We start from the raw sequence: 20,352 nt of genomic DNA, 5'->3' as shown, positions 1-20,352 counted from the left end.
GGCGTGGGCTCGGCGTTTCGGCGCTCCCTGGCGCCCGTCCTACTCTTTGTCGTTGTCTGTCTGACCGCGCTAAACCTGCGCTCGGGCATTGCCTCCGTGGCACCGGTGCTGGGGCAGATCCAGGACTTCTTCGGGATTAGCTCCGGCCAGGCGGGTTTGTTGACCGCGCTGCCGGGGCTGTGTTTTGCCGCCATGGGGTTGGCAGCGGTTCCCCTCGCGCGCCGCGTGGGGCTAAGCCGTACCTTGGCCGGCGGCACGGTGGCCTTGGTCGTGGGGCTTGGCCTGCGTCCATGGGTAAGTAGCTTTTCGCTTTTCGTAGCGCTTACCCTATGCGTTGTTGCCGGCATCGCGCTGGCAAATGTGCTGCTTCCCGCATGGATCAAGCAGCATGGGTCGGGCCGCACGCTGGTGGCGCTGATGACCACCTATACCACGATGTTGGGCGTGTCCAGCGCCCTCGGCCCGCTGTCCGCGGTGACACAAAAATCGTGGCAAGGTGCGTTGTGGATCTGGGGTCTTCCCGCCATTGCCCAGTTAGTGGCTTGGATAGTGGTCCTTCCGCAAGCTGGAAGGGACGTCGCCCACGGAACGGTTGATGGCGCGGGCGCGCCGAAGCCCATGTACACGTCGCCCACGGCGGTGGCCATGCTCTTTTTCTTCGGGCTGCAGTCCTCCATGGCTTATGTTCAAATGGGGTGGCTGCCACGCATGCTGCTGGAGAAGGGCGTGAGCGAGAACACCGCCAGTGTGGCACTTGCCGTCATCGGTGTCTTCAACATTGCCGGCGGCGTTGTCATGCCGTGGCTCATTTCTCGCTTGGACCGCCTCACACCCGTACCTATTGTGCTGGCGCTATGCACATGCGCTGGGTGGGGTGGGGTTCTCGTGGCTGCGGACGCCGCCCCGCTGGCCTGGGCCAGCCTCATGGGGATCGGCGGCATGTGTTTCCCGCTGGCGCTGGCGCTGCTCACCGCCCGCACGCGGAGCGCGCTGACGACCGCGCGGTTGTCCGGCTTCGTTCAGCCGGGCGGCTACATCCTAGCGGGCCTGGTACCGCTGTCCGTGGGAGTGGTGCGCGGGGCCACCGGCGATTGGACCGCTGTGCTTATTGGACTCATGGTGCTCAGCTTGTGCATGCTAGTCGCGGGCCTGCGTGCGACGACGCGTGTCTACATCGACGACGAGCTCGCTGCCTAGCCGGTTCTCGACAGTTGGGGTAGCTTTTGGGTTACAACGTTAGATAGAGTTAACGTCTCGCGTTATTGACGTGTTGCGTTATAAGGGGGTATGGTGCGTTTATGATTCAGTCGTTCGCGGATAGGGCCACTGAGCGTCTATGGAATCGAGAGAGGGTGCTCTCGATTGATTCACGTATTCACTCGGTAGCTCTTCGCCAGCTGAGGCAATTGGGCTACGTTCAGAGGCTCGATGAGCTTCGGATTCCTCCAGGAAATAGGCTCGAAGCTTCGAAGGGCGATCGGCGGGGTCAATATAGTATTCGTATCAATGACCAATGGCGGATCTGCTTCCGGTGGACCGCTTTAGGGCCAGAGGAGGTTGAGATCGTTGACTACCACTAACAAGCTCCCCCCGGTGCACCCAGGTGAAATCCTTATGGAGGACTTTCTCAAGGGCATGGGGATTACCCAACACAAACTCGCTGTTTCGATAGGGGTCCCGCCTCGACGTATTAACGAAATCGTCCACGGAAAGCGGGCTATTACCGCCGATACGGCTCTTCGCCTTGCCAAGTACTTTGGAATGTCCCCACAATTTTGGCTCGGGCTGCAGACTCACTACGACTTGGATGTCGCAGAAGACAAAATTCTTGCTGAGTTGGACGATATTGTGCCGCTTCAGGCAGCGTCGGCTTAACACGTTTGCCGTCTGTGACCGCGTAGCGCAGGATAAGTTGTTTAAGCCGAAGTCGCCGTTGTTGCCAAAGTTTCCCGCTTTGCCTCAAGATCTGGCCAGATCTTTGGCAACAATGGCAGTGCCGTCACTGAGGCGGGGCGTAAGACAGTGCCGACACTGGGGTGGGGCGGCAATCAAGCCGTTTTAGGGGCGGTCGAAGTCGCGTTGCAGGTGTACCAGACCGAGGCGGACGCCATCTTTGGTGTGGATATTGGGCATGCGGCCGGTTTCCACAAATCCGAACTTTTTATGCAGGGCAATGGAGGACTCGTTGGTGTCCACGATGTAGGTAATCATCGTCTCCACGTAGTCATTTTCCTTCGCGTGATCCATGAGCGTGTCCATGAGCTCGCTGCCCACGCCCATGCCGCGCGCAGACTCCGCAATATAGATAGAGTCCTCCGCCGTGCCGTAGTAGATAGCCGGGGTGACAAACTGGAAGTAGGCGGCCCAGCCAACGATTTCATCGTCATCGACGGCGACATAGACCGGATAGCCTTCCTTGTCCATCTGCGCCAGCCACTTTTCGCGGTCTTCTACGGATTCTTGCCATGTCACCAGGTTGGTAGCTGGTTTCGCGGCGGAGGCAGAGTTGTAGATGGCGGAGATTGCGGGGGCGTCGGCAAGCTCTGCGGGACGAACGTGCATGATGTTCCTTAAACCATGAGTTGCAAGTGGGTGAGGTCTATCCAGCGCCCAGCTTTGCGGCTGACTTCTTTTAACGTTCCTACAGTGGCAAAGCCGAACTTCTCATGCAACTTGATAGCTCAGCGTTAGGGGCTGGCCTAAGTCGGTGACTACACTCGCAGCCATGTCTAAGAAGAAGCCACGCCCCACGCCCGTGCCCGCCGAAGGTATGAGCCAGCTTATCGACGCCCATACGCACCTCGCCTCCTGCCGCGACGCCGACGCTGACCTTGTTGCCCGCGCTCATGCTGCTGGAGTTGAGCGCATCGTCACCGTGGGTGATGGTTTGGCCGAGGCGGAGAAGGCTTTGGCCGCAGCACACGAGTTCGACAACGTGTATGCGGCCTGCGCGATTCACCCGACGAAGGCTCAAGAACTCGATGAGGCCGCCCGCGCGCGCCTGATCGAGATGGCAGCGGCCCCACGCTGCGTGGCCATTGGGGAAACGGGGTTGGATACCTACTGGATTCACCACGAGCCGGAGCGCACCGCACCCCTTGAGGTCCAAGAGGAAGCGCTGCGCTGGCACGCCGAGTTGGCGGCGAAGGTGGGCAAGACACTGATGATCCACAATCGTGAGGCAGATGAAGATCTTATGCGCGTACTGGGGGAGTGCGCCCAGGCGCCGAAGGTGATGTTGCACTGTTTCTCTTCAACGTTGGAGGTAGCCAAAGAAGCCCTTGAGCGCGGTTATGTTCTTTCCTTCGCTGGCAATGTGACTTTCAAGCGCAACGAAGAAATGCGCCAGGCCGCAGCGCTTGCCCCAGCCGGCCAACTGCTCATTGAGACGGATGCGCCGTATATGACACCGGAGCCTTTCCGCGGTGCGCGCAACGAACCATCCTTGATCGGACACACCTATCGCTGCGTGGCCGAAGCGCGCGGTCAAAAGGTGGAGGATTTGGCTGCCGAGGTGACTGATACCTTCGCGCAGGTCTTCGGAGTGTGACGATTCTCACCCAACGCAAAAGTGCTGCTCATAGGTGGCGTGCGTGCTTGTTGTGGCAAGTGTGTTGCTAGTGGTCCTGGCGTGTAAATACGTCTCGATCGTTGAGTTCTGTTACCGTATCGTTATTCAAAGTTAGTCCGGCCTTGATGTTGCCGGCCGGCGCGCCCAGAGTGCGCCATGACAGGTGCCAAAGGTAGGAAGCTGCCTTTCGTGCACACAGCATCGCAGAGACGAGTAAAGGTTTATGTCCCCGAAGAAGCAGATCAAGCGAATCAATAACTCCCGCTCCTTGCCGCTGCGCATGGCCACCGGCGGTGTGCTCGGCACCCTTGCCGTGGGTGGTGTTGTTGCCGTTGGTGCCCAGAAGGACATCACGCTCGACGTCAATGGTGAGACCACCGAGCTGGCTACCTTCGCTGGCGATGTCAACGCCGCTCTCGAAGCTGCGGGCGTCAACGTCGGGGGAGAAGACGTTGTTTATCCCGCGCTGTCAGAGCAGGTTTCCGACGGTGATTCGATCACCGTTCGTACCGCTAAGCCGGTTGCGGTGACCATCGATGGTGTTGAAAAGCAGCTTTCCTCCACTGAACTCACGGTCTCTGACCTATTGGGCGGCCTCGATGGTATCGCCCCGGGAGCTGCCATCACTTCCGGCTCCAAGACCGTGAAGGAGGATGAAACGGTGACTGAGGGCATGAACCTTGAGGTTACGTCCCCGAAGATCATCAAGATTTCTGACGGCGGTTCCGTCTCCTACGCCAGCGTTGCCGCTAAAACCGTGGAAGACGTGCTGGAAGCCCGTGGAATTTCCGTGGGCAAGGATGACCGAGTATCCCCAGCGTTGGATACCCCGGTTAAGGCCGGCACGGCCATCACTGTGGACCGCGTCGAGATTTCCGAGGAAGAAAAGACCGAAGACTTCGATGCCCCCGCCGACTTTGTCGACGATCCTGAGTTGGAAGAGGGAACCGAGGAAGTCCGCGAGGAAGGCACCCCTGGTTCCCGTACCGTGACCCGCAAGATTGTGAAGGTCAACGGTAAGGAAGAGTCCAACGAGATCATCAAGGAAGACGTCCGCAATGAGGCCGTCGCCGCCGTGATCGCGCGCGGCACCAAGCCCAAGTCCACCGCCCCGGCCGTTGCCGAGGGCTCCGTGTGGGATGCCCTGGCGCAGTGTGAAGCTACCGGCAACTGGTCCATCAACACCGGCAACGGTTTCTCCGGTGGTCTGCAGTTCACCCCGTCGACCTGGGCTGCTTTTGGCGGAACCGAGTACGCCCCGCAGGCATGGCAGGCCTCCCGCGAGCAGCAGATTGCTGTGGCCCAGAAGGTTCAGGCCGCACAGGGCTGGGGTGCATGGCCCGCCTGCACCTCGAAGCTTGGTCTGCGCTAAAGCTTCCGAGCCGCGCGTATTAGTCTGGATGACATGACACAACTCCACCTGCTAGGCCCGGTGGAAATCCGCGAGCTCGCCGCTGAGCTCGATGTGACGCCGACGAAGAAGCTGGGCCAGAACTTTCTCCATGACCCCAACACCATCCGGCGTATTGTTGCCGCTGCGGACCTGAGTTCGGAGGATCGCGTGGTGGAAGTCGGCCCTGGTCTGGGTTCGCTGACCTTGGGGCTGTTGGGAGAGGTGGAGCACGTCACGGCAGTCGAGATTGACCCGCGTCTGGCAGGCAAGCTCCCAGACACTGTGGCCGCGCGGGCGGGCGACTTTGCGGAGCGCCTCACCGTGGTGGAGAAGGATGCACTCACCGTTGAGGCGGGGGAGCTGGGGGAGCCGACCGCCTTGGTGGCCAACCTGCCCTATAACGTGGCCGTGCCGGTGCTGCTCCACCTGTTGGAGGTCTACCCATCGATTCGCCGTGTTCTGGTCATGGTGCAGCTGGAGGTAGCTGAGCGCCTCGCCGCCGCGCCGGGCAGCAAGGTCTATGGCATACCTAGTGTGAAAGCATCTTTTTATGGCCCCGTCCGCCAAGCCGGCACGATTGGCAAGAACGTGTTTTGGCCGGCACCCAAGATCGAGTCAGGACTGGTGCGTATCGACTGCACCCGCCCTTTCGACGAGGAGCTGCGACCACGGCTCTTTGCGCTGATCGACGCCGCCTTTGCCCAACGCCGCAAAACGCTTCGCGCCGCCTTAGCGGGCTTTTATGGTTCCGCCGCGGCAGCAGAGGAAGCGTTACGCGCGGCGGAAATCGATCCGCGCCTGCGCGGTGAGAAGCTGGGCGTGGAGGACTTCGTTCGATTGGCGGAAGTCTCATGAGCAAGACGGTAAACGAGTCCCCGCAGCTTTGGCAGGCGCGCGCCCATGCCAAGGTCAACCTACATTTGGGCGTCGGTGAGGCCCGCGCGGATGGTTTCCACGAGCTGGCTACCGTCTTCCAGTCTCTCGACGTGCACGATCGCGTGAGCTACCGCTGGAGCGAGGGAAGCACCGTGGAAGTCACCGGCAACCATGCGAAGGGCGTTCCGGCAACGACCGAGAATCTGGCATGGCGCGCGGTGGAATTGGTGGCACAGAACCTCATGCTGCCGGCCGCTGGAATGCTCACGATGGAAAAGAGTATCCCGGCCGCCGGCGGCATGGCCGGCGGTTCTGCCGATGCCGCCACAGCCCTGCTTCTGGCTAATCAGGCGTTGAGTACCGAGTTTGGCCGCGAGCCGCTCAGTATGGAGAAGCTCTACGAGCTTGCCGCGGAGCTGGGTTCCGACGTTCCCTTTACCCTCATGGGTGGCACGGCCTTGGGGCGCGGGCGCGGCGAGCTCTTGATGCCGATGCTCTCGCGTGGGCGCTATATCTGGGCAATCATCACCAATGTGGAGGGCTTGTCAACGCCCTCTGTCTTCCGCAAGCTGGACGAATTGCGCGCTGCCGGCCGGGGAAGCACACCACATCTCGACACTGAAGCCGTGGGGCAAGCCCTCGTGGGCGGCAACCCTCGCGAGCTCGCCGCGGTGATGCACAACGACCTCCAACCGGCAGCCCTTTCACTACGCCCAGACCTGCGCAAGATTCTTGATACTGGTGAGGCCGCCGGCGCCCTCAAGGGGATTGTCTCCGGCTCTGGGCCAACCTGTGCCTTCCTCTGTGAAGATGAGGAGACCGCGCAGGAAGTAGTGGCCCAGGTCTGCGCCGATAACCGCGGCACCAATGGCCTAGTAACCACGGGACCGGCGTCAGGCGCCACCCTGTTGTAGGGGCAGCGGCTGCGTTCTTCGTTCAGCCACGCTGAGACACTAAGATGAACTCTCGATATGGCGAACCTCATTAACCTTGAAAATGTAACCAAGTCCTTTGGTCTCAAGACCCTGCTGGACGGGGTCTCCCTCGGCGTGCAAACCGGTGATCGTATCGGCATCGTCGGCGTCAACGGCGGCGGCAAAACCACGCTGCTGGAAGTTCTCACCGGCATCGAATCCCCGGACTCGGGCCGTGTGTCCCACAATTCGGATTTGCGCATGGCGGTGGTAACCCAGCGCTTTGAGCTGGAGGAGTCGCTCACCATCGCCCAGGTCATCATCGAGCCGCTTGGGTTGGAGACATTCGAATGGGCGTCTAATGCCAAGGTGCGCGATGTCCTCGGTGGCCTCGGCATCGTTGACCTAGGGCTAGACACCCCTGTGGGCTCGCTCTCTGGTGGTGAGCGCCGCCGCGTCAACCTGGCCGCCGCACTTGTTCAAGACCTCGATATTGTGGTGCTCGATGAGCCGACCAACCACCTTGACGTCGAAGGCGTGCAATGGTTGGCCAGCCACTTGCTTTCGCGCAAGCTGGCGGTCGTCGTCGTCACGCACGATCGCTGGTTCCTCGACACCGTCGCCACCACGACCTGGGAGGTGCACGATGGTGTCGTCGATGCTTACGAGGGTGGCTATAACGACTGGACCTTTGCCCGCGCCGAGCGTGCCCGCCAAGCTGATGCTATCGAGCAGCGCCGGCAGAACTTGGCGCGCAAAGAGCTGGCGTGGCTGCGCCGCGGGGCACCGGCCCGTACCTCGAAGCCGCGCTACCGCATTGAGGCGGCTGAGGCACTCATCGCGGATGTTCCTGCGCCGCGTGACAAGGTTGAGCTCATGGCCTTCTCTAAGCAGCGCCAGGGGCGCGTCGTCATTGAGCTTGAGGATGCCAAGGTCACAACCCCGGATGGCCGCACGCTGGTGGATCACCTCACCTGGCGGCTGGCGCCGGGCGAGCGCATCGGCCTCGTCGGTGTTAACGGTTCGGGCAAGACCACGCTGCTGCGCGCCCTTGCGGGTGAAGTAGGGCTCGCCGCCGGCAAGCGCATCGAGGGCAAGACCGTGCGGCTGGGCTGGCTTCGCCAAGAACTCGATGACTTGGATCCGCAGCGCCGGCTTCTCGACGCCGTCGAGGACGTCGCCACCTACGTCCACCTGGGAAAGAAGGAGCTCTCCGCCTCTCAGCTGGCTGAACGCCTGGGCTTTTCCGCCAAGCGCCAGCGCACGCCGGTCGGCGATCTTTCCGGTGGTGAGCGCCGCCGCCTGCAGCTGACCCGCGTGCTCATGGCAGAGCCGAATGTGCTGCTTCTCGACGAGCCCACGAACGATCTCGACATCGATACTCTTCAGGAGCTGGAGTCTCTTCTAGATTCGTGGCCCGGCACCCTGGTGGTGATTTCCCACGATCGTTACCTCATCGAGCGCATCGCCGATAACACGTATGCGCTGTTTGGGGATGGCAAGCTCACCAACCTGCCGGGAGGCATTGAGGAATACTTGCGTCGCCGCCAAGAAATGGAAGCTGCCACCGCCCGCGGCGTTCTCGACTTGGGGGAGAGCTCCAAGAACACCGACGAACAAAGCGCGGAAGCCGCCCCGACCAAGCGTTTGAGCTCTCAGGAAGAGCGCGAGCTGACCAAGAAAATGAATGCGCTGGAACGCAAGATGAGCAAGCTCGACGACAAGACCGCGAAGCTGAATGAAAAGATGGCACAAGCCGCGGAGAAGATGTCCTCTGGTGAGGGGGAAAGTGGTGAGCTAGCGAAGCTCGACACCGAGCTCAAAGCCGTTGCCGCCGAGCGCGAAGAACTCGAGATGGAGTGGCTGGAGCTGGGGGGGAAGCTCGAAGGCTAGTGCTTGACGGTTTGGCCTAGCCCTACCCAAAGAACCCGGCGATAGCCAGCATGGCCGGCAGGGAGAGGAAGGTGGTGAGGAAGACCGTATCGCGCGCCACCGTTTCTCCCGATTGGTAGGTCGCGGCATAGTTGTAGACGTTCTGCGCGGTCGGAAGCGCGGCCAAGATGAGCGCTGCGTAAAGCTCGTTGCCGCTCAGCCCCAAGGCTAGGCCTGCCGCTAAGGCGATGGCTGGCATGGCAATGAGCTTAAGAACCGTGGCGGTAATCGTCGGCAGGCGGTCGTTGGTCAGCAACCCTTTACCTGTAAGGGAGGCTCCGAAACTCATGAGGATCATCGGAATGGAAGCACCACCGAGGATCTCGAGGGGCGCCATGATGACATCGGGGACCTGCCAGCCAGCCGCAGAAACGATGAAGCCAGCGATGGCCGCGATGACGACAGGTGCCGTAAGCCCGGAAACCACGGAGCTGGCGATCGAACGCAGGCTTGTCCCCTGAGCGTTGAGGCCGGCGATGATGAAGGGGGAGAGTACCGCCATCTGGAGTACGAGTGCTGGCACCACAAAGGTGGCATCACCGATGACATAGGTCGCGATGGGCAGTCCAATGTTGACGGAGTTGTAATAGCTTGCCGCTGCCGCACCGGCCATCGTTTCTGCTCCGCTACGACGGAAGAACAGTGCGCTGAGTAGACCATACAGTGCCATCGTGGTGACTGAAGCAATCGCAATGACAGCGACAACGGGAGAGGTGAAGGCAGAGGTATCTGAGGTGGCCACGCTGGAAAATATCAGCGCCGGGGTGGCTGCCCAGAACGCTGTGCGGTTGAACTGCAGGCGCGCCTCGCCCTCGCCAATAACGCCTCGGTGAGCCAAGAAGAAGCCCACCCCGATAACCACAAAAATGATGGCGAAGCCGGTTAAGACGTCCAGCAACAGTGATCAACCTTTCGAATAATTGTGAAAGCTAGCCTTCGGTCATTCTTTCACGTCGTGGCGCTGACGCCGGCAGGGGATAACAAAGTGGTATCGAAAATCCCCTAGAGCCGATCAGACCTTCACTGCGCTCGCAGTTGTATGGCACGGTGGAAGGCATGAATTCCTTCCGTCGTGTTTCCCGCCTGTCCGCTACTGCCGCCGTGGCAGCATCCCTTAGCGCCGCTTTGTCGGTGTCCGCGGCCCAGGCCGCCCCGGTCAACTTTTCCTCCGCACAGCCGCAGGAACTGAACCAGCTGTCCTCCCAGGCCGTTGAGCAGGTCAACTCTTTAGAGATCGAGCTGCCTGCGCAGGCTTATGACCTGGCTAAGCAGTACAACGTCCAGCTGCCAGGCTTCATCAAGAAGCCGACCCCGGCCGTGGCAAATGAGCTCGTTGGTGCAACCCACGCCCACCTGCTGAAGCAGGGCCACCACGAGGATGCCAACGCCAAGAACATTGCCCAGGAGTGGGCAAACCAGGCCGCGGCCGGCAAGGTCACCTTCCAAGATAATGTTGGCGATGGCCTGACCCACCTGGAAGAGGGCAGCGGCAACATCTACAAGCTCACTGAGTCGGAAGCGAAGGACCGCGTGAACTGGCTCAACCGCGACGTGCCCGTGACCAAGACCGATGGCACCGGTTTCGGCGTAGCCCAGGCCTTTGATGGCACCCACGTCTACGTAGCGGAGTACTTCTTCAACTAAGCCGCCGCGCGGTTTATGAAAGCCGCCCTAGCAGAAGGCCCTGCCGCCTCAGACAGGGCCTTCTGCACGTTTTCGTGGAGAGCGTTACAGTGGGGCACATGATTTTGATCAACGTACAGTTCCACGTTAAGCCCGATTACGCGGATACCTTCCTGGACGAGATTGACTGGTACACCAAAGCATGCCAGGCAGAGCCCGGCTGCATCGACTTCAAGTGGTTCCGCGATCCGGAAGACAAGCAGCGCTTCCTGCTGCTTGAGTCCTACAAGGATGGCACTGACGTCGACCACGTCAACACCGAGCACTTCAAGCGCTCCTGCGAGGAGTTCCCGAAGTACCTGGTGGAGACCCCGGACATCATCAATACTTCCATTCCAGGTAAGACGGAGTGGGATAAGATGGCTGAATTCTCGGTCTAAACCACATGCTTAAACAAAAGCCGCCCAGCTGTGAAGCTGGGCGGCTTTTCGTGATTCTTAGGTCTTTGTCGCTTAGCTGGAGCACACTGTAGTGAGGTTCTTCTCCTCGTCTGCGTACTGCTCGAGGGCAGCGTACAGAGCATCCGCGTACAGGTGCGCGCCTTCGGGTAGCGGGTGGACACCGTCGTCGTAAAGCATGGCAGGATTCTCCTGCGCTACTCCGCACCAGTCTGCGATATAGACGTTGTCGTGCGTCGTTGCGGCCTCGATGATTTCGGCGCGCGCCGGCCCCATCCAATCGCGCTCACCGTAAGGCAACACGAGGACCAGTGTGCGCTCGGAGCCAACGATGTCGATGAGCTCGTCCATTTGGCCCTCAAACGTAGCTCCGTTGGTGCCCAAGCCCATAAATACGGTGGAGCGCAACTGCCCGGAATCCTTCAGCCCCTGAACCACGGGCAGGGCTGCCGAATAGTGGCGGGAGATAGCAGCGTCGATGCTAACGCCGGGGAAACGCTCACTAAGTGCCTCGGAAGCAGCAAGCATGACAGAGTCACCGATCGCACTGATTTCGTTGCCAGTGGGTATCGCGCGCTTCTCCTTCGGCTTTGCAGTTTCCGAGGGCTGTGCCGGAGCGGAGCTAGCAGCCTGCTCGTTGGACTGCGCCATGCGCTCGAGCTCGCGCTCTAGTTCGCTCTTATCCTCCGAGGTCACCAGGGCATAGCCCACACCGAGCAGAGATAGCACGACGATGACGGGGACTGCAGGCCACAGTGCCTTGCCAAAGCCATCCTTAATCTCCTCCATGCTGGGGCGTGCCGACCAATAGGCATGCCACGTGGGGCGGAATCCGGCGCGGCGGAAGGGGTTTTCTACAAACTGGTAGGTCACCTCTGCCAGCAAGCAGCTCAGCGGAAGGCAAAGGAGACCCAGGAGCCACGAAGGGGCATCGGACAGCGCGTGGACAATCATGACCACCGGCCAGTGCCAGAGGTACAAAGAGAAGGAACGCTGTCCCAGCCAGCGCATCACGCGAGTGCGGAAAATCCAGGTGAGGGGGCCGGTTTCCCGCACCACTCCCCAAATCATCGCCGCGCCGAGCACACTGGTGAGGACCAAACCACCGCGGTAGGTGAATTCGCGGTCCGCGCCCATCCATACCAGTTGGGCAAGGTAAGCAACTAGTGCGAGAGTTCCAACGGCACCGGCAAGAATGCCTTTGTTTGCTGCCGGCCAAGAGTCGGCGTCGACGTCCTTGTCGGTGGAGGTCAAAAGCAGGGACAACATTGCGCCAATGAGGAGACCGAAGGCATGGGTATCGGTTCCGTAGTACACACGGGTGGGATCCTCGCCCGGGGTGAAGATGAGCGCCATCGCGACGGCCGAAGCAATCGTGAGGATCAGCGATACCGCGATGGGCAGACGCTTGGGCTTGCGGCGGGAAATGGCAAAGATGCCAAACATCAGCAGGGGCCAAATAAGATAGAACTGTTCCTCGACGGCCAAGGACCAATAGTGTGCGAAAACCTGCACTTCATTTGGCGCAAAGTAGGTTTGGCTGGTGGCGATTTGGGTCCAGTTGTTGACAAAGAAGAAGGTGCCCAAGAATTGCTGGCGGATGCCTACTGCTAGGTCGCCACCGATGAGGGCCACAATCGCAGTACATATCGAGAGGACCACGAGGGCGGCGGGGAGAATGCGCCGGAAACGGCGGAGCCAAAAATCCTTGAGGCTGATGCGCCCAGTCGCGTTGAATTCACGGACCAGCAGCGAGGTAATGAGGAAGCCGGAAAGGACAAAGAACATGTCCACGCCGAGGTAACCGCCGGGGAGGATATCCCCGAAGAAGTGATAGATCACTACGGCGAGCACCGCGAGACCACGCAGACCATCCAAGCCCGGTACTTGACGCAGCCGGGCGCGTCGACGGCGTGGTTTGGTTGCAGGTGCAGTTGTAGACGGGGCGGCTGTGCTGCGGGCGGATGCACTGGCAGCGGCAGGAGCCGTGGCGGGGGCCGTAGCCGCAGTGGCGGACGTCGCGCTTGCCGTTGCGGCGCCTACCGCTGCCGCGGTTGCAGTTGCCGGAGCCGCGGCAGCAGCAGTGGATTCTTTCGCTACTGGCCGCTTTGCTGAACGGCGCTTTTCTTGTTTTGTGCTCAGCACCCCGACGGACTGTGAGCGACGAGCCAGAGCCCGCGAAATCTCATTCTCGGGCCCGGCGGTTTCTTTTTTCTTTTTTTCCTTTCCCTTTCCCGGTTCTTTGGCCTGTTCAGGTGCCTCGGCCTTGATGGCCTCAGTGCGCTGGGCTTTTTGGCGCTCTTCGCCCTGTGCAGGATTCTTAGTAGGCTTGGGAGTCTTTTCTTTGTGTGCAGCCGGTGCCGGAGTCGAGGCAGGCTTCTGTGTTGTGGCAGCTGTAGGGGACTTTGCCGCAGCGGGCTGGGATCCTGGTGTGGCGGCCGGAGTCTTGCTGGCACGGCTGGTCTCCGAGACCTTGTTTCCCGGAACAGAAGTCTTGTTCTGCTGCTCAGAACCTGTTTTCTGCGGGGCAGAGCTCTGCGTGATCGGGCGGCGAGGGACGGTGCGTCGTGGGCCGCGGCGGCCAGTCGAGGCTACGTCAGCCTCCTCGCGGGCTTTGACGAGTTTGGCCTTCTTCACCGCCGCAGCTTTGGGAAGGGCGCTCGGCGACAAGTCCAAGGTGAAGTCTTCCGCTGGCCGTGGGCGCACGCGGCCAGGCCGCGCGGCTGGGCGCTGAGTGCTGGGCCGCTGAGTTCTGGGCGTGGCGCTTTTATCCGAGGTGGTGGGCTTGGCGGGAGTGGTCGACTTTCCAGCCTTCGTGGTGTCAACAGGTGCGGTGGATGGAGAAGCCGATGAGGGCTTGACAGCCGTAGTGGACTTAGTAGACGCGGCTGAGACTTTAGATGCAGTAGTCGACGTTGAAGAAGGTTTCTGTGAAGCGGAAGGGGAGTCCGGAGTGGAACTCGATGTGGATGATTCGCCTTTTGCCAAGCGTGACACCATCGACCGCAAAAACTTCTTCACTTCACACTCCGCAGGTAGACACCGTGGTTCGGATACTGAGGCTTAGTAACCCGAGTAATCCTACTCTGTGCGTGCGACTAGTCGGTCAAGGAGTCAGGGGAGCGTGTTAGGTGCGCAAAAGCTGGCGAAGCACGGTGCTGACGCCGTTGTCAGTATTGGGAGGGGCAATGATGTCCGCTAGGTCTTTCAGCTGCGGATGTGCGTTCTCCATCGCGACGGCTGTCCCGGCAGCGCGCAGCATTTCGAGATCATTGAGGTAGTCACCGAAGGCCACGGTGGCGGTGATGGGTACGTTGGCGAGTTCAGCGAGCTTGACTAAGGCTGCACCTTTATCGACGCCGCGAGCCATGACATCGAGCCAGACTTTGCCTGATACCGCCACGTTGTCTTCCGGGACAGCGCGGACAATGGGTTTGTAGATGTGTGCCTCTGAACCGGATTCGCAGAAGATGGCGATCTTGATGATGTTGCTATCGGGGACGGCGTCTAGGTCATCGACCCACGTGACCGCCTTGTAGTACTTGGAGATCTCTGCGCGGGCTGCATCGGATGCATCCCGCCCGACATAGGCGGTTTCAGGTGAGCACAGCACCACGGTGTGCTCCACATCCATGGCTGCTGAGGCCTCGCGTGCTGAGTGCACGGTCGCTTCTGGGAGCGGGAATGTCGCAATGATGTCGCCACCACGCATGACTACTGAGCCATTTTCAGCGATGAAGGTTTCGCCTTGCGGGAACATCTGCTTGAGTGTTGCCAGTTGGCGCCCTGAGGCCGGAACTAGCTCGCATCCACGGTGCGCGGCAAGCTCCTGCAGCTCCGCGAAGTCCGCTGGTAGTTGGCCGTGGGCATCGAGGAGCGTGCCGTCCATGTCAAGAGCAACAAGTTGTGGGAGCAAGAAAGTCACACCAATCTAAATGGGTTGGGCTAAAAGCAGAAACCATGTCCAAGGTAGCGCCAAAAATAGGTGGCTGAAACATTTGTGATATGGAACACTGGTGCGCATGACTATGACTGATCCAGTACTCGTTTCTGTCCGCAACCGTACCGGAGTCCTTGCACTCAATCGCCCGAAGGCTCTGAATTCTTTGAACCCGGAGATGATTGACATCATCCGCCGCTCCCTCGAAGCGTGGGCGCAGGATGACGAGATTGAGCAAGTCCTGATTCATTCCAACAGCCCCAAAGCTTTTTGCGCCGGTGGCGATGTGCGCCACGCCCGTGAGGGAATCGCGGAAGGAAAATTGGAGGAAGTCGATGCCTTCTTCGCCAGCGAGTACCTCACCAACGGTGATATCGCCGAGTTCCCGAAGCCCTATATTGCCGTCATCGACGGGGTTGTGATGGGTGGTGGATTGGGTATCTCCATGCATGGTTCGCACCGCGTGGTAACTGAGAAGGCCTTCGCGTCGATGCCGGAGATGAATATCGGCTACGTCACGGACGTGGGAGTGGCCTATGCAGCGCAGCGCATGGTGGGCACACGCGGAGTAGCTTCGCCGGGCTTGGCAAAATTCTGGGGGCTCAGCGGCTACCGCATGTATGCCGCGGACATGCTGTGGACGGGTGTCGCAACCCACGTGGTTAAGGATGCCGCTGAGTTGATTGAGGCAGCTATCGAGCGGGGCATCGACGCCGCACTGGAGGATCTAGCTTTGCCGGCACCACAACAGCCGGCGCCGTTGGAGCAGGTAGCCAAAGACTTGGAGGAGACCTTCGCGCTGCCGACGTGGGAAGAGATTTCCGCGGAGCTCGACAAGCGCCCAACCATTGCCGGCGAAGTACGCCGCCTCATGGCCGCCGCCTGTCCAGCCGCCATCGTTGCGGCCAATGAGCTTTATGAGGCGGAGGCTGCTGTCGACGATATCCGCGAGGCCCTCCTACTGGAGCTCAAGCTGGGCATGCACATGTACCGCCGCCCCGATTTTTCCGAAGGCGTGCGCGCGGTGCTGGTGGACAAGACCCAGGATGCTGCGTTTAACCCAGCGACCACCGAGGAGGTTGACGCCGAAGAATTCCGCGCAGTGTTGAACTCCTAGTTAGGACTTATAGGCCACGTGCCTGCTGATAGGCGGCGCGCGCCCGGTGTTCATCCACTCCTTCAGGCACGGCAACGTTAAGGGTGGCCTGCGTGGCGGCCGGGGTCGGTGCGGGCAGATGGAAGGCAGGGGCATCGGTCAGCGCCAGCCCCTGGCGACCATCGGGCAGCTGCACAGGCAATAGGGTCCACAGTCCCAAGACCGGCATGGCTAACTGCGGCAGGCGCACCGAGCGCGCTTCGGGGATCGACACACGGGCGCGAATCAGCTCGGGGAGAGCATTGTCATAGCCGAAGCGGCGCAGGTTCGCCGCTGCTTGGGCGGACATGGAACTAGATAGCTCGTCCGCCCATGCCCAGGTGAACGTGTCCGTGGATGCGTCGAGAGTAGCAATGAGGTGGGCGGGAACCGTGAGCGAACCATAATCAGAGTTGACCACGGTGCGAGACGTGCCAGGGGCGAGGTCCGCAGACAGGTTGGGGAAGCGGGCCTCCAAGAAGAAATTATGCTCGGTGGCAAGAAAGTGGGCGTCAGCCAATACATCGCGTGCGCTAAGCCCGGCCTGGCCTGAGGGGTGGGGAAGGGCCGCGATCCGAGTGCCGTGGAAGCGCGCGAGGCCTTCTGCTGCCACCGGTGCCACGCCTAGATAGGAGGCGAGCTCAGAGGTAGCAAGGCGCTCGTCGACGCCCCCTTCGACATCCCCCGAGCGTTCGAGCCCGGCCAGGATGCTGACACGGGGATCTGGGTGGAGCTCCGTGAAATCGACGGCGACGAGTGCTTCGCCCTCACCCTGTGGGACGCGGAGAACGGGCCGGTCACCCACCAACCGCCGCGCTAAGCCGCGAAGCAGGGTGGAATCGGGCTGTGGTCCGTGGAACTGAGGTTGGGGCGCTTGTTCCGTCAAACCCGTGGCCCAGTGCAGTTGTCCATCCTGGATGGTGGCTAGACGCAGTCCATCGAAGTCATAGCTCCCTGAATCAGTACTAAAGCGCACCACCGCGCGCTGGTCTTGGTCTGGCTGCGCTGCTTGTCGGGCTTCGGGGGCGGGGGCAGCGGGCGTGAAGTTCACTTCGACGTCGCGCACGTCGCCCAATCGGGACGTAAACGTGGCGTCGATGCCGGCTTGGATAAAAGCGCCTGCGGAGTACAGGTTCTGGGCGGAATCCATTAGTGCTCCTTGACTTTGTTTTCTTCCCTGCGGAAGGGGTGTTCGATAGCCTCCTCGTAGGCGTGGAGGAGGGCTTGGGTGGATTCTACCCAGGAATACTTTTCAGCCTCGCGGCGCGCGGCGGCACCCATCGTTTCCCGGCGGGCAGGGTCTTCGAGGAGTCCGACCGTGGCGCGCGCCCACGCCTCCTCATCGGCGTCCGGCGCGATGAGGTGACCGGTCACGCCTTCCTCAATGACGAAGGGGATACCACCGGCATTCGTGCCGACGACCGGCACGCCCGAGGCGAAGGACTCGAGTGCTACCAGCCCCAGGGTCTCCGTGGCGGAGGGGAAGAGGAAGACATCCCCCACGGCGAATGCAGCGGCGAGCTCCTCGCCAGACAGGTAGCCGGTGAACACTGTGTGTGCAGGATCGAAGCTAGCCTTGAGCTCCTCCAAAGCGGGACCATCGCCAATGATGGCCAGGCGGGCGTCGCTAAGCTGTGCCCGCACTAACTGCATCACGTGGTCGAGGCGCTCCAAGTCCTTCTCTTTGGACACTCGGCCGATATAGGTCACCAGCGGGGTATCCGGGTTACCACCGGTGAGGCGCTCGCGCATCTGTGCTGTGGCGCGGTCAGGGTGATAGGTCTGCGTATCCACCGCCTTGGGCCACAACTGCACGTTGCGGATCCCCATCGTCCGAGCCTTATCCACCATGGGGCCAGAGGTGCACAGGTTCACCGCCGCCTGGTTGTGCAGGTACTTCAGAGCGGCCTCAGTCAGCGGGCGGGTCCATCCGATGCCCAGCGCATCGACGTATTCAGGCACGTTGGTGTGGAAGCTCGCCACCAGCGGCACGGCATCGCGCTGCGCGGCGAAGACGCCGAGGGCTGCAGTCCAAATGGGGTTGACCGCGTGGATGACATCGGGATCGAAATCTCGGATCTCCTTGAAGAATTTCCACGAAGGCAGGCCAAACTTGATCTCCGGGTAGACCCACAGCGACAGACTGGGGATGCGGGTGACCTCGAAGCCGGCATAGGAGTCAGGAGCCTTGCCCGTGGCAAAAATCCGGACCTCGTGGCCCATCGCGGCTAACTGGTCCAGCGTGCGCGTCAGGCGCGTGACCACGCCGTCGATCTTGGGCAGGAAGACCTCAGTAACGATTGCGATGCGCACGGTGGGACTTAAGCCTCTGTGGAAGGAACGCCGGCGTGCTGCTGGCGTGTCCATAGTGACTGCGCCGGAATCTTGGAGCGGTCCGCGCGGTCGGCGTACTTACGCGCAACCTCCTCGACCTCATGGAGCAACCCCTCCGACAAGGTGGTCGGCTCCAGCCCTAGTTCGAGGAAAGTGTCGTTGGTGACGTGGAGTTCATTCTCCGCGGATTCCTTGCGCGGGTTCGGCACATAAGCCACTTCCGCACCAGAAATCTTCGCCAGCAACTCTGCCAGGTCACGCACGCGGTGGGTTTCGGTCATCTGGTTGATGATCTTCACGCGCTCACCGCGTGCCGGCGGGTTCTGCAGCGCTAGCTCGATGCAGCGCACCATGTCACGGATGTGGATAAAAGCGCGGGTTTGTCCGCCGGTGCCGTGCACGGTCAGCGGATAACCAATACCGGCCTGAATGAGGAAGCGGTTGAGCACCGTTCCGTAGTCACCGTCATAATCAAAGCGGTTGATCAGGCGCTCATCCTTCTGGGTCTGCTCAGTGTGCGTGCCCCAGATGATGCCCTGGTGTAGGTCGGTGATGCGCAGCTCATCATTTTTGGCGTAGTAGGCAAACAGGTGCTGGTCCAGCACCTTCGTCATGTGGTAGACCGAGCCCGGATTGGAGGGGTAGAGGATTTGCTGCTTGACGACGCCATTCTCCCCCGCATCCACCTGTACATCCAGGTAGCCCTCCGGGATCTTCATGCCGGCGGTGCCGTAACCGTAGACACCCATGGTGCCCAAGTGGGCGACGTGGATATCTTGCTCAGACTCGACAATGGCGGCGAGCAAGTTGTGGGTGGCGTTGATGTTGTTATCCACCGTGTAGCGCTTGGTGCGCGAGTTCTTCATGGAATAGGGGGCGGCACGTTGCTCAGCAAAGTGCACCACAGCATCTGGGCGCTCGGTATTCAGGAAATCCAACAAGCCGTCGTAGTCCTGGGCCACGTCGAGGTTGCGGAAGCCGATGGTCTTGCCGGAGACCTCGGTCCACGCAGCCAGGCGCTCCTCAATGGAGGCGATGGGTGTTAAGGATTCCGCGCCCAACTCCTCATCGATGGCGCGCCGGGAGAGGTTATCCACGATGATGACATCGTGGCCTTGGTCGGAGAGATAGAGGGAAGCGGGCCAACCGCAGAAGCCGTCTCCGCCGAGAATCGCTACCTTCATTTGTTATCTCTCCACATCACTGTCGGGGGCATGAGTTAGGGCGCCGCCGACGATGGGGGAGAAACCCGTCGCGGCGGCAAGTACTTTTCAATACCTTACCGTTGACAGCCCTCGCATGAGGGCCCTTAACGGTAAACAGTGAGTGAATGTTTCCTCAGGCTGTACCGCTAGGGTGAGGCTCGGTGCAGGAGCTGAAGGCTCGGAGTCCGTATTAGCTCCGACACGACGCCCTGTACACTGGCCCGCATGCTCGAAGCCGTGCTCAATGCCTTTGCCGATTCCGTCAATGCTCTACTGATCGGAATCCTGGTAGCTATCGGCATCATGCTTCCGCGGGGCAGCTACCGCAAGATCGCGGCCCTAGTCATCGTCGGTGATTGGTTCGGTGTGCTCACCGCAGCCGCCGTGGTGATGTTTGTGTTCGTCGGTATTCAGGACAAGGTGGCTGCCGCACTCGAATCACCGCTGCTTGGCTGGGGACTGGTGGTCATCGGCCTGGGACTGGGCCTTCTGGCCTGGCGCTCCAAGGGCGAACCTAATGACATGGTGCAGAAACTCCTCGGCCCGCTGCGCGCGCCTTCGGCCAAGACTGTCGCGGTGGGCTATGCCATGGGTGTTATCCAGTCCTTGACCTCCGTGCCTTTCTTCTATGGGCTGATGCACCTTGCGGCAGGGGACTTTAGCAACACCGTTAAATACGGCGGCCTTTTCTTCTATGCCACTTTCGCGCTCTCACTGCCCACGGTGTGCGGGCTTTTCATCGCTGTGGTTCGGGCGAAACCACATTCCTGGGCCGGTCGCGCCTTCGCGTGGGCGCGGGAGAACTCCGCCACAGTTGCGCTGTGGAGTGGCTACGGCGTGGCTGCCTTCTTGGTTGTCATGGGTATCTTCGCTTTGCTTTAGGGAGCTCACCTTTTAAGTGATGCGACTGTTGTCTGAGCGACGCGGAGGCGAAACTGCCCTAGTTGCCAAAGATCTGGTCAGATCCCGCG

At 60.8% G+C, this 20,352-nt stretch carries 20 protein-coding genes; 13 read left to right on the top strand and 7 right to left on the bottom strand.

Going from position 1 to position 20,352, the window contains the following annotated elements; all coding sequences use genetic code 11:
- Positions 1–3: 3 nt before the first annotated feature.
- From HMPREF2996_RS08915 to HMPREF2996_RS08905, 3 genes are all read left to right on the top strand, one after another.
- The gene (locus tag HMPREF2996_RS08915) at positions 4–1,197 is read left to right on the top strand and encodes an MFS transporter (RefSeq protein WP_070731051.1); all 1,194 of its coding nucleotides are present in this window, start codon (positions 4–6) and stop codon (positions 1,195–1,197) included.
- Positions 1,198–1,298: 101 nt separating this feature from the next.
- Positions 1,299–1,580, top strand: coding sequence for a type II toxin-antitoxin system RelE/ParE family toxin (locus HMPREF2996_RS08910; protein ID WP_070731047.1), 282 nt, complete (start codon positions 1,299–1,301; stop codon positions 1,578–1,580).
- A gap of 34 nt (positions 1,581–1,614) precedes the next feature.
- A complete protein-coding gene (locus HMPREF2996_RS08905; protein WP_070447199.1) occupies positions 1,615–1,875 on the top strand; it encodes a HigA family addiction module antitoxin in 261 nt (86 codons plus the stop codon).
- Positions 1,876–2,058: 183 nt separating this feature from the next.
- On the opposite strand, the gene HMPREF2996_RS08900 is transcribed toward HMPREF2996_RS08905, so the two are convergent.
- A complete protein-coding gene (locus tag HMPREF2996_RS08900) occupies positions 2,059–2,562 on the bottom strand; it encodes a GNAT family N-acetyltransferase (RefSeq protein WP_070731044.1) in 504 nt (167 codons plus the stop codon).
- Positions 2,563–2,725: 163 nt separating this feature from the next.
- Here HMPREF2996_RS08900 and HMPREF2996_RS08895 point away from each other — a divergent pair, with 163 nt between their 5' ends.
- The 5 genes from HMPREF2996_RS08895 (at position 2,726) to HMPREF2996_RS08875 (ending at position 8,647) form a co-directional block, all read left to right on the top strand.
- Entirely contained in the window at positions 2,726–3,550 is an 825-nt protein-coding gene (locus HMPREF2996_RS08895; protein WP_070710681.1) for a TatD family hydrolase, read from the top strand.
- A gap of 244 nt (positions 3,551–3,794) precedes the next feature.
- Positions 3,795–4,943 carry a resuscitation-promoting factor gene (locus tag HMPREF2996_RS08890; protein ID WP_070646153.1) on the top strand — a complete coding sequence of 383 codons (1,149 nt, stop codon included), beginning with the start codon at positions 3,795–3,797 and terminating at the stop codon, positions 4,941–4,943.
- A 33-nt stretch (positions 4,944–4,976) separates the two neighbouring features.
- The gene (gene rsmA / locus HMPREF2996_RS08885; RefSeq protein WP_070731042.1) at positions 4,977–5,819 is read left to right on the top strand and encodes a 16S rRNA (adenine(1518)-N(6)/adenine(1519)-N(6))-dimethyltransferase RsmA; all 843 of its coding nucleotides are present in this window, start codon (positions 4,977–4,979) and stop codon (positions 5,817–5,819) included.
- Positions 5,816–6,754 (top strand): 4-(cytidine 5'-diphospho)-2-C-methyl-D-erythritol kinase, encoded by a 939-nt coding sequence (locus HMPREF2996_RS08880; protein WP_070731039.1) that lies wholly within the window; start codon positions 5,816–5,818, stop codon positions 6,752–6,754. The genes rsmA and HMPREF2996_RS08880 overlap by 4 nt, the downstream gene beginning before the upstream one ends.
- Before the next feature lie 57 nt (positions 6,755–6,811).
- Positions 6,812–8,647, top strand: a complete 1,836-nt coding sequence (locus HMPREF2996_RS08875) for an ABC-F family ATP-binding cassette domain-containing protein (RefSeq protein ID WP_070731037.1) — start codon at positions 6,812–6,814, stop codon at positions 8,645–8,647.
- A 22-nt stretch (positions 8,648–8,669) separates the two neighbouring features.
- On the opposite strand, the gene HMPREF2996_RS08870 is transcribed toward HMPREF2996_RS08875, so the two are convergent.
- A complete protein-coding gene (locus HMPREF2996_RS08870; RefSeq protein WP_070447185.1) occupies positions 8,670–9,584 on the bottom strand; it encodes an AEC family transporter in 915 nt (304 codons plus the stop codon).
- Between the two features lie 158 nt (positions 9,585–9,742).
- Between HMPREF2996_RS08870 and HMPREF2996_RS08865 the strand changes: the two genes are divergently transcribed.
- The gene (locus HMPREF2996_RS08865; protein ID WP_246823022.1) at positions 9,743–10,330 is read left to right on the top strand and encodes a hypothetical protein; all 588 of its coding nucleotides are present in this window, start codon (positions 9,743–9,745) and stop codon (positions 10,328–10,330) included.
- Between the two features lie 98 nt (positions 10,331–10,428).
- Positions 10,429–10,749, top strand: coding sequence for a putative quinol monooxygenase (locus tag HMPREF2996_RS08860; protein ID WP_070731032.1), 321 nt, complete (start codon positions 10,429–10,431; stop codon positions 10,747–10,749).
- Between the two features lie 72 nt (positions 10,750–10,821).
- On the opposite strand, the gene HMPREF2996_RS12905 is transcribed toward HMPREF2996_RS08860, so the two are convergent.
- On the bottom strand, positions 10,822–12,663 hold the full coding sequence (locus HMPREF2996_RS12905) for an acyltransferase family protein (protein ID WP_210398917.1): 1,842 nt from the start codon (positions 12,661–12,663) through the stop codon (positions 10,822–10,824).
- Between the two features lie 862 nt (positions 12,664–13,525).
- On the opposite strand from HMPREF2996_RS12905, the gene HMPREF2996_RS12900 reads away from it, so the two are divergent.
- Positions 13,526–13,834, top strand: a complete 309-nt coding sequence (locus HMPREF2996_RS12900) for a hypothetical protein (RefSeq protein ID WP_210398912.1) — start codon at positions 13,526–13,528, stop codon at positions 13,832–13,834.
- A 60-nt stretch (positions 13,835–13,894) separates the two neighbouring features.
- Here the strand turns inward: HMPREF2996_RS12900 and HMPREF2996_RS08850 are convergent, their stop codons facing one another.
- Positions 13,895–14,692: an HAD family hydrolase gene (locus HMPREF2996_RS08850; RefSeq protein ID WP_256380923.1), complete on the bottom strand. Its 798-nt coding sequence runs from the start codon at positions 14,690–14,692 to the stop codon at positions 13,895–13,897.
- Between the two features lie 97 nt (positions 14,693–14,789).
- Between HMPREF2996_RS08850 and HMPREF2996_RS08845 the strand changes: the two genes are divergently transcribed.
- Positions 14,790–15,824: an enoyl-CoA hydratase/isomerase family protein gene (locus tag HMPREF2996_RS08845; protein ID WP_070731025.1), complete on the top strand. Its 1,035-nt coding sequence runs from the start codon at positions 14,790–14,792 to the stop codon at positions 15,822–15,824.
- A gap of 7 nt (positions 15,825–15,831) precedes the next feature.
- On the opposite strand, the gene HMPREF2996_RS08840 is transcribed toward HMPREF2996_RS08845, so the two are convergent.
- The 3 genes from HMPREF2996_RS08840 to HMPREF2996_RS08830 are packed head-to-tail and all read right to left on the bottom strand — an operon-like array spanning position 15,832 to position 19,360.
- Positions 15,832–16,992, bottom strand: coding sequence for a DUF6882 domain-containing protein (locus HMPREF2996_RS08840; RefSeq protein ID WP_070731023.1), 1,161 nt, complete (start codon positions 16,990–16,992; stop codon positions 15,832–15,834).
- A complete protein-coding gene (locus HMPREF2996_RS08835; RefSeq protein ID WP_070731020.1) occupies positions 16,992–18,155 on the bottom strand; it encodes a glycosyltransferase family 4 protein in 1,164 nt (387 codons plus the stop codon). The genes HMPREF2996_RS08840 and HMPREF2996_RS08835 overlap by 1 nt, the downstream gene beginning before the upstream one ends.
- Positions 18,156–18,163: 8 nt before the next feature.
- Entirely contained in the window at positions 18,164–19,360 is a 1,197-nt protein-coding gene (locus HMPREF2996_RS08830; protein WP_070731016.1) for an NAD-dependent epimerase/dehydratase family protein, read from the bottom strand.
- Between the two features lie 246 nt (positions 19,361–19,606).
- Between HMPREF2996_RS08830 and HMPREF2996_RS08825 the strand changes: the two genes are divergently transcribed.
- Positions 19,607–20,263: a sulfite exporter TauE/SafE family protein gene (locus HMPREF2996_RS08825; RefSeq protein WP_070731014.1), complete on the top strand. Its 657-nt coding sequence runs from the start codon at positions 19,607–19,609 to the stop codon at positions 20,261–20,263.
- Positions 20,264–20,352: the final 89 nt, after the last annotated feature.

Origin of the sequence: Corynebacterium sp. HMSC066C02, assembly GCF_001814945.1 — a bacterium.
In the GTDB taxonomy this organism is placed as follows: domain Bacteria; phylum Actinomycetota; class Actinomycetes; order Mycobacteriales; family Mycobacteriaceae; genus Corynebacterium; species Corynebacterium aurimucosum.
The sequence above is the reverse complement of the archived record's forward strand: the minus strand, read 5'-3'. Positions and strand labels throughout refer to the sequence as shown.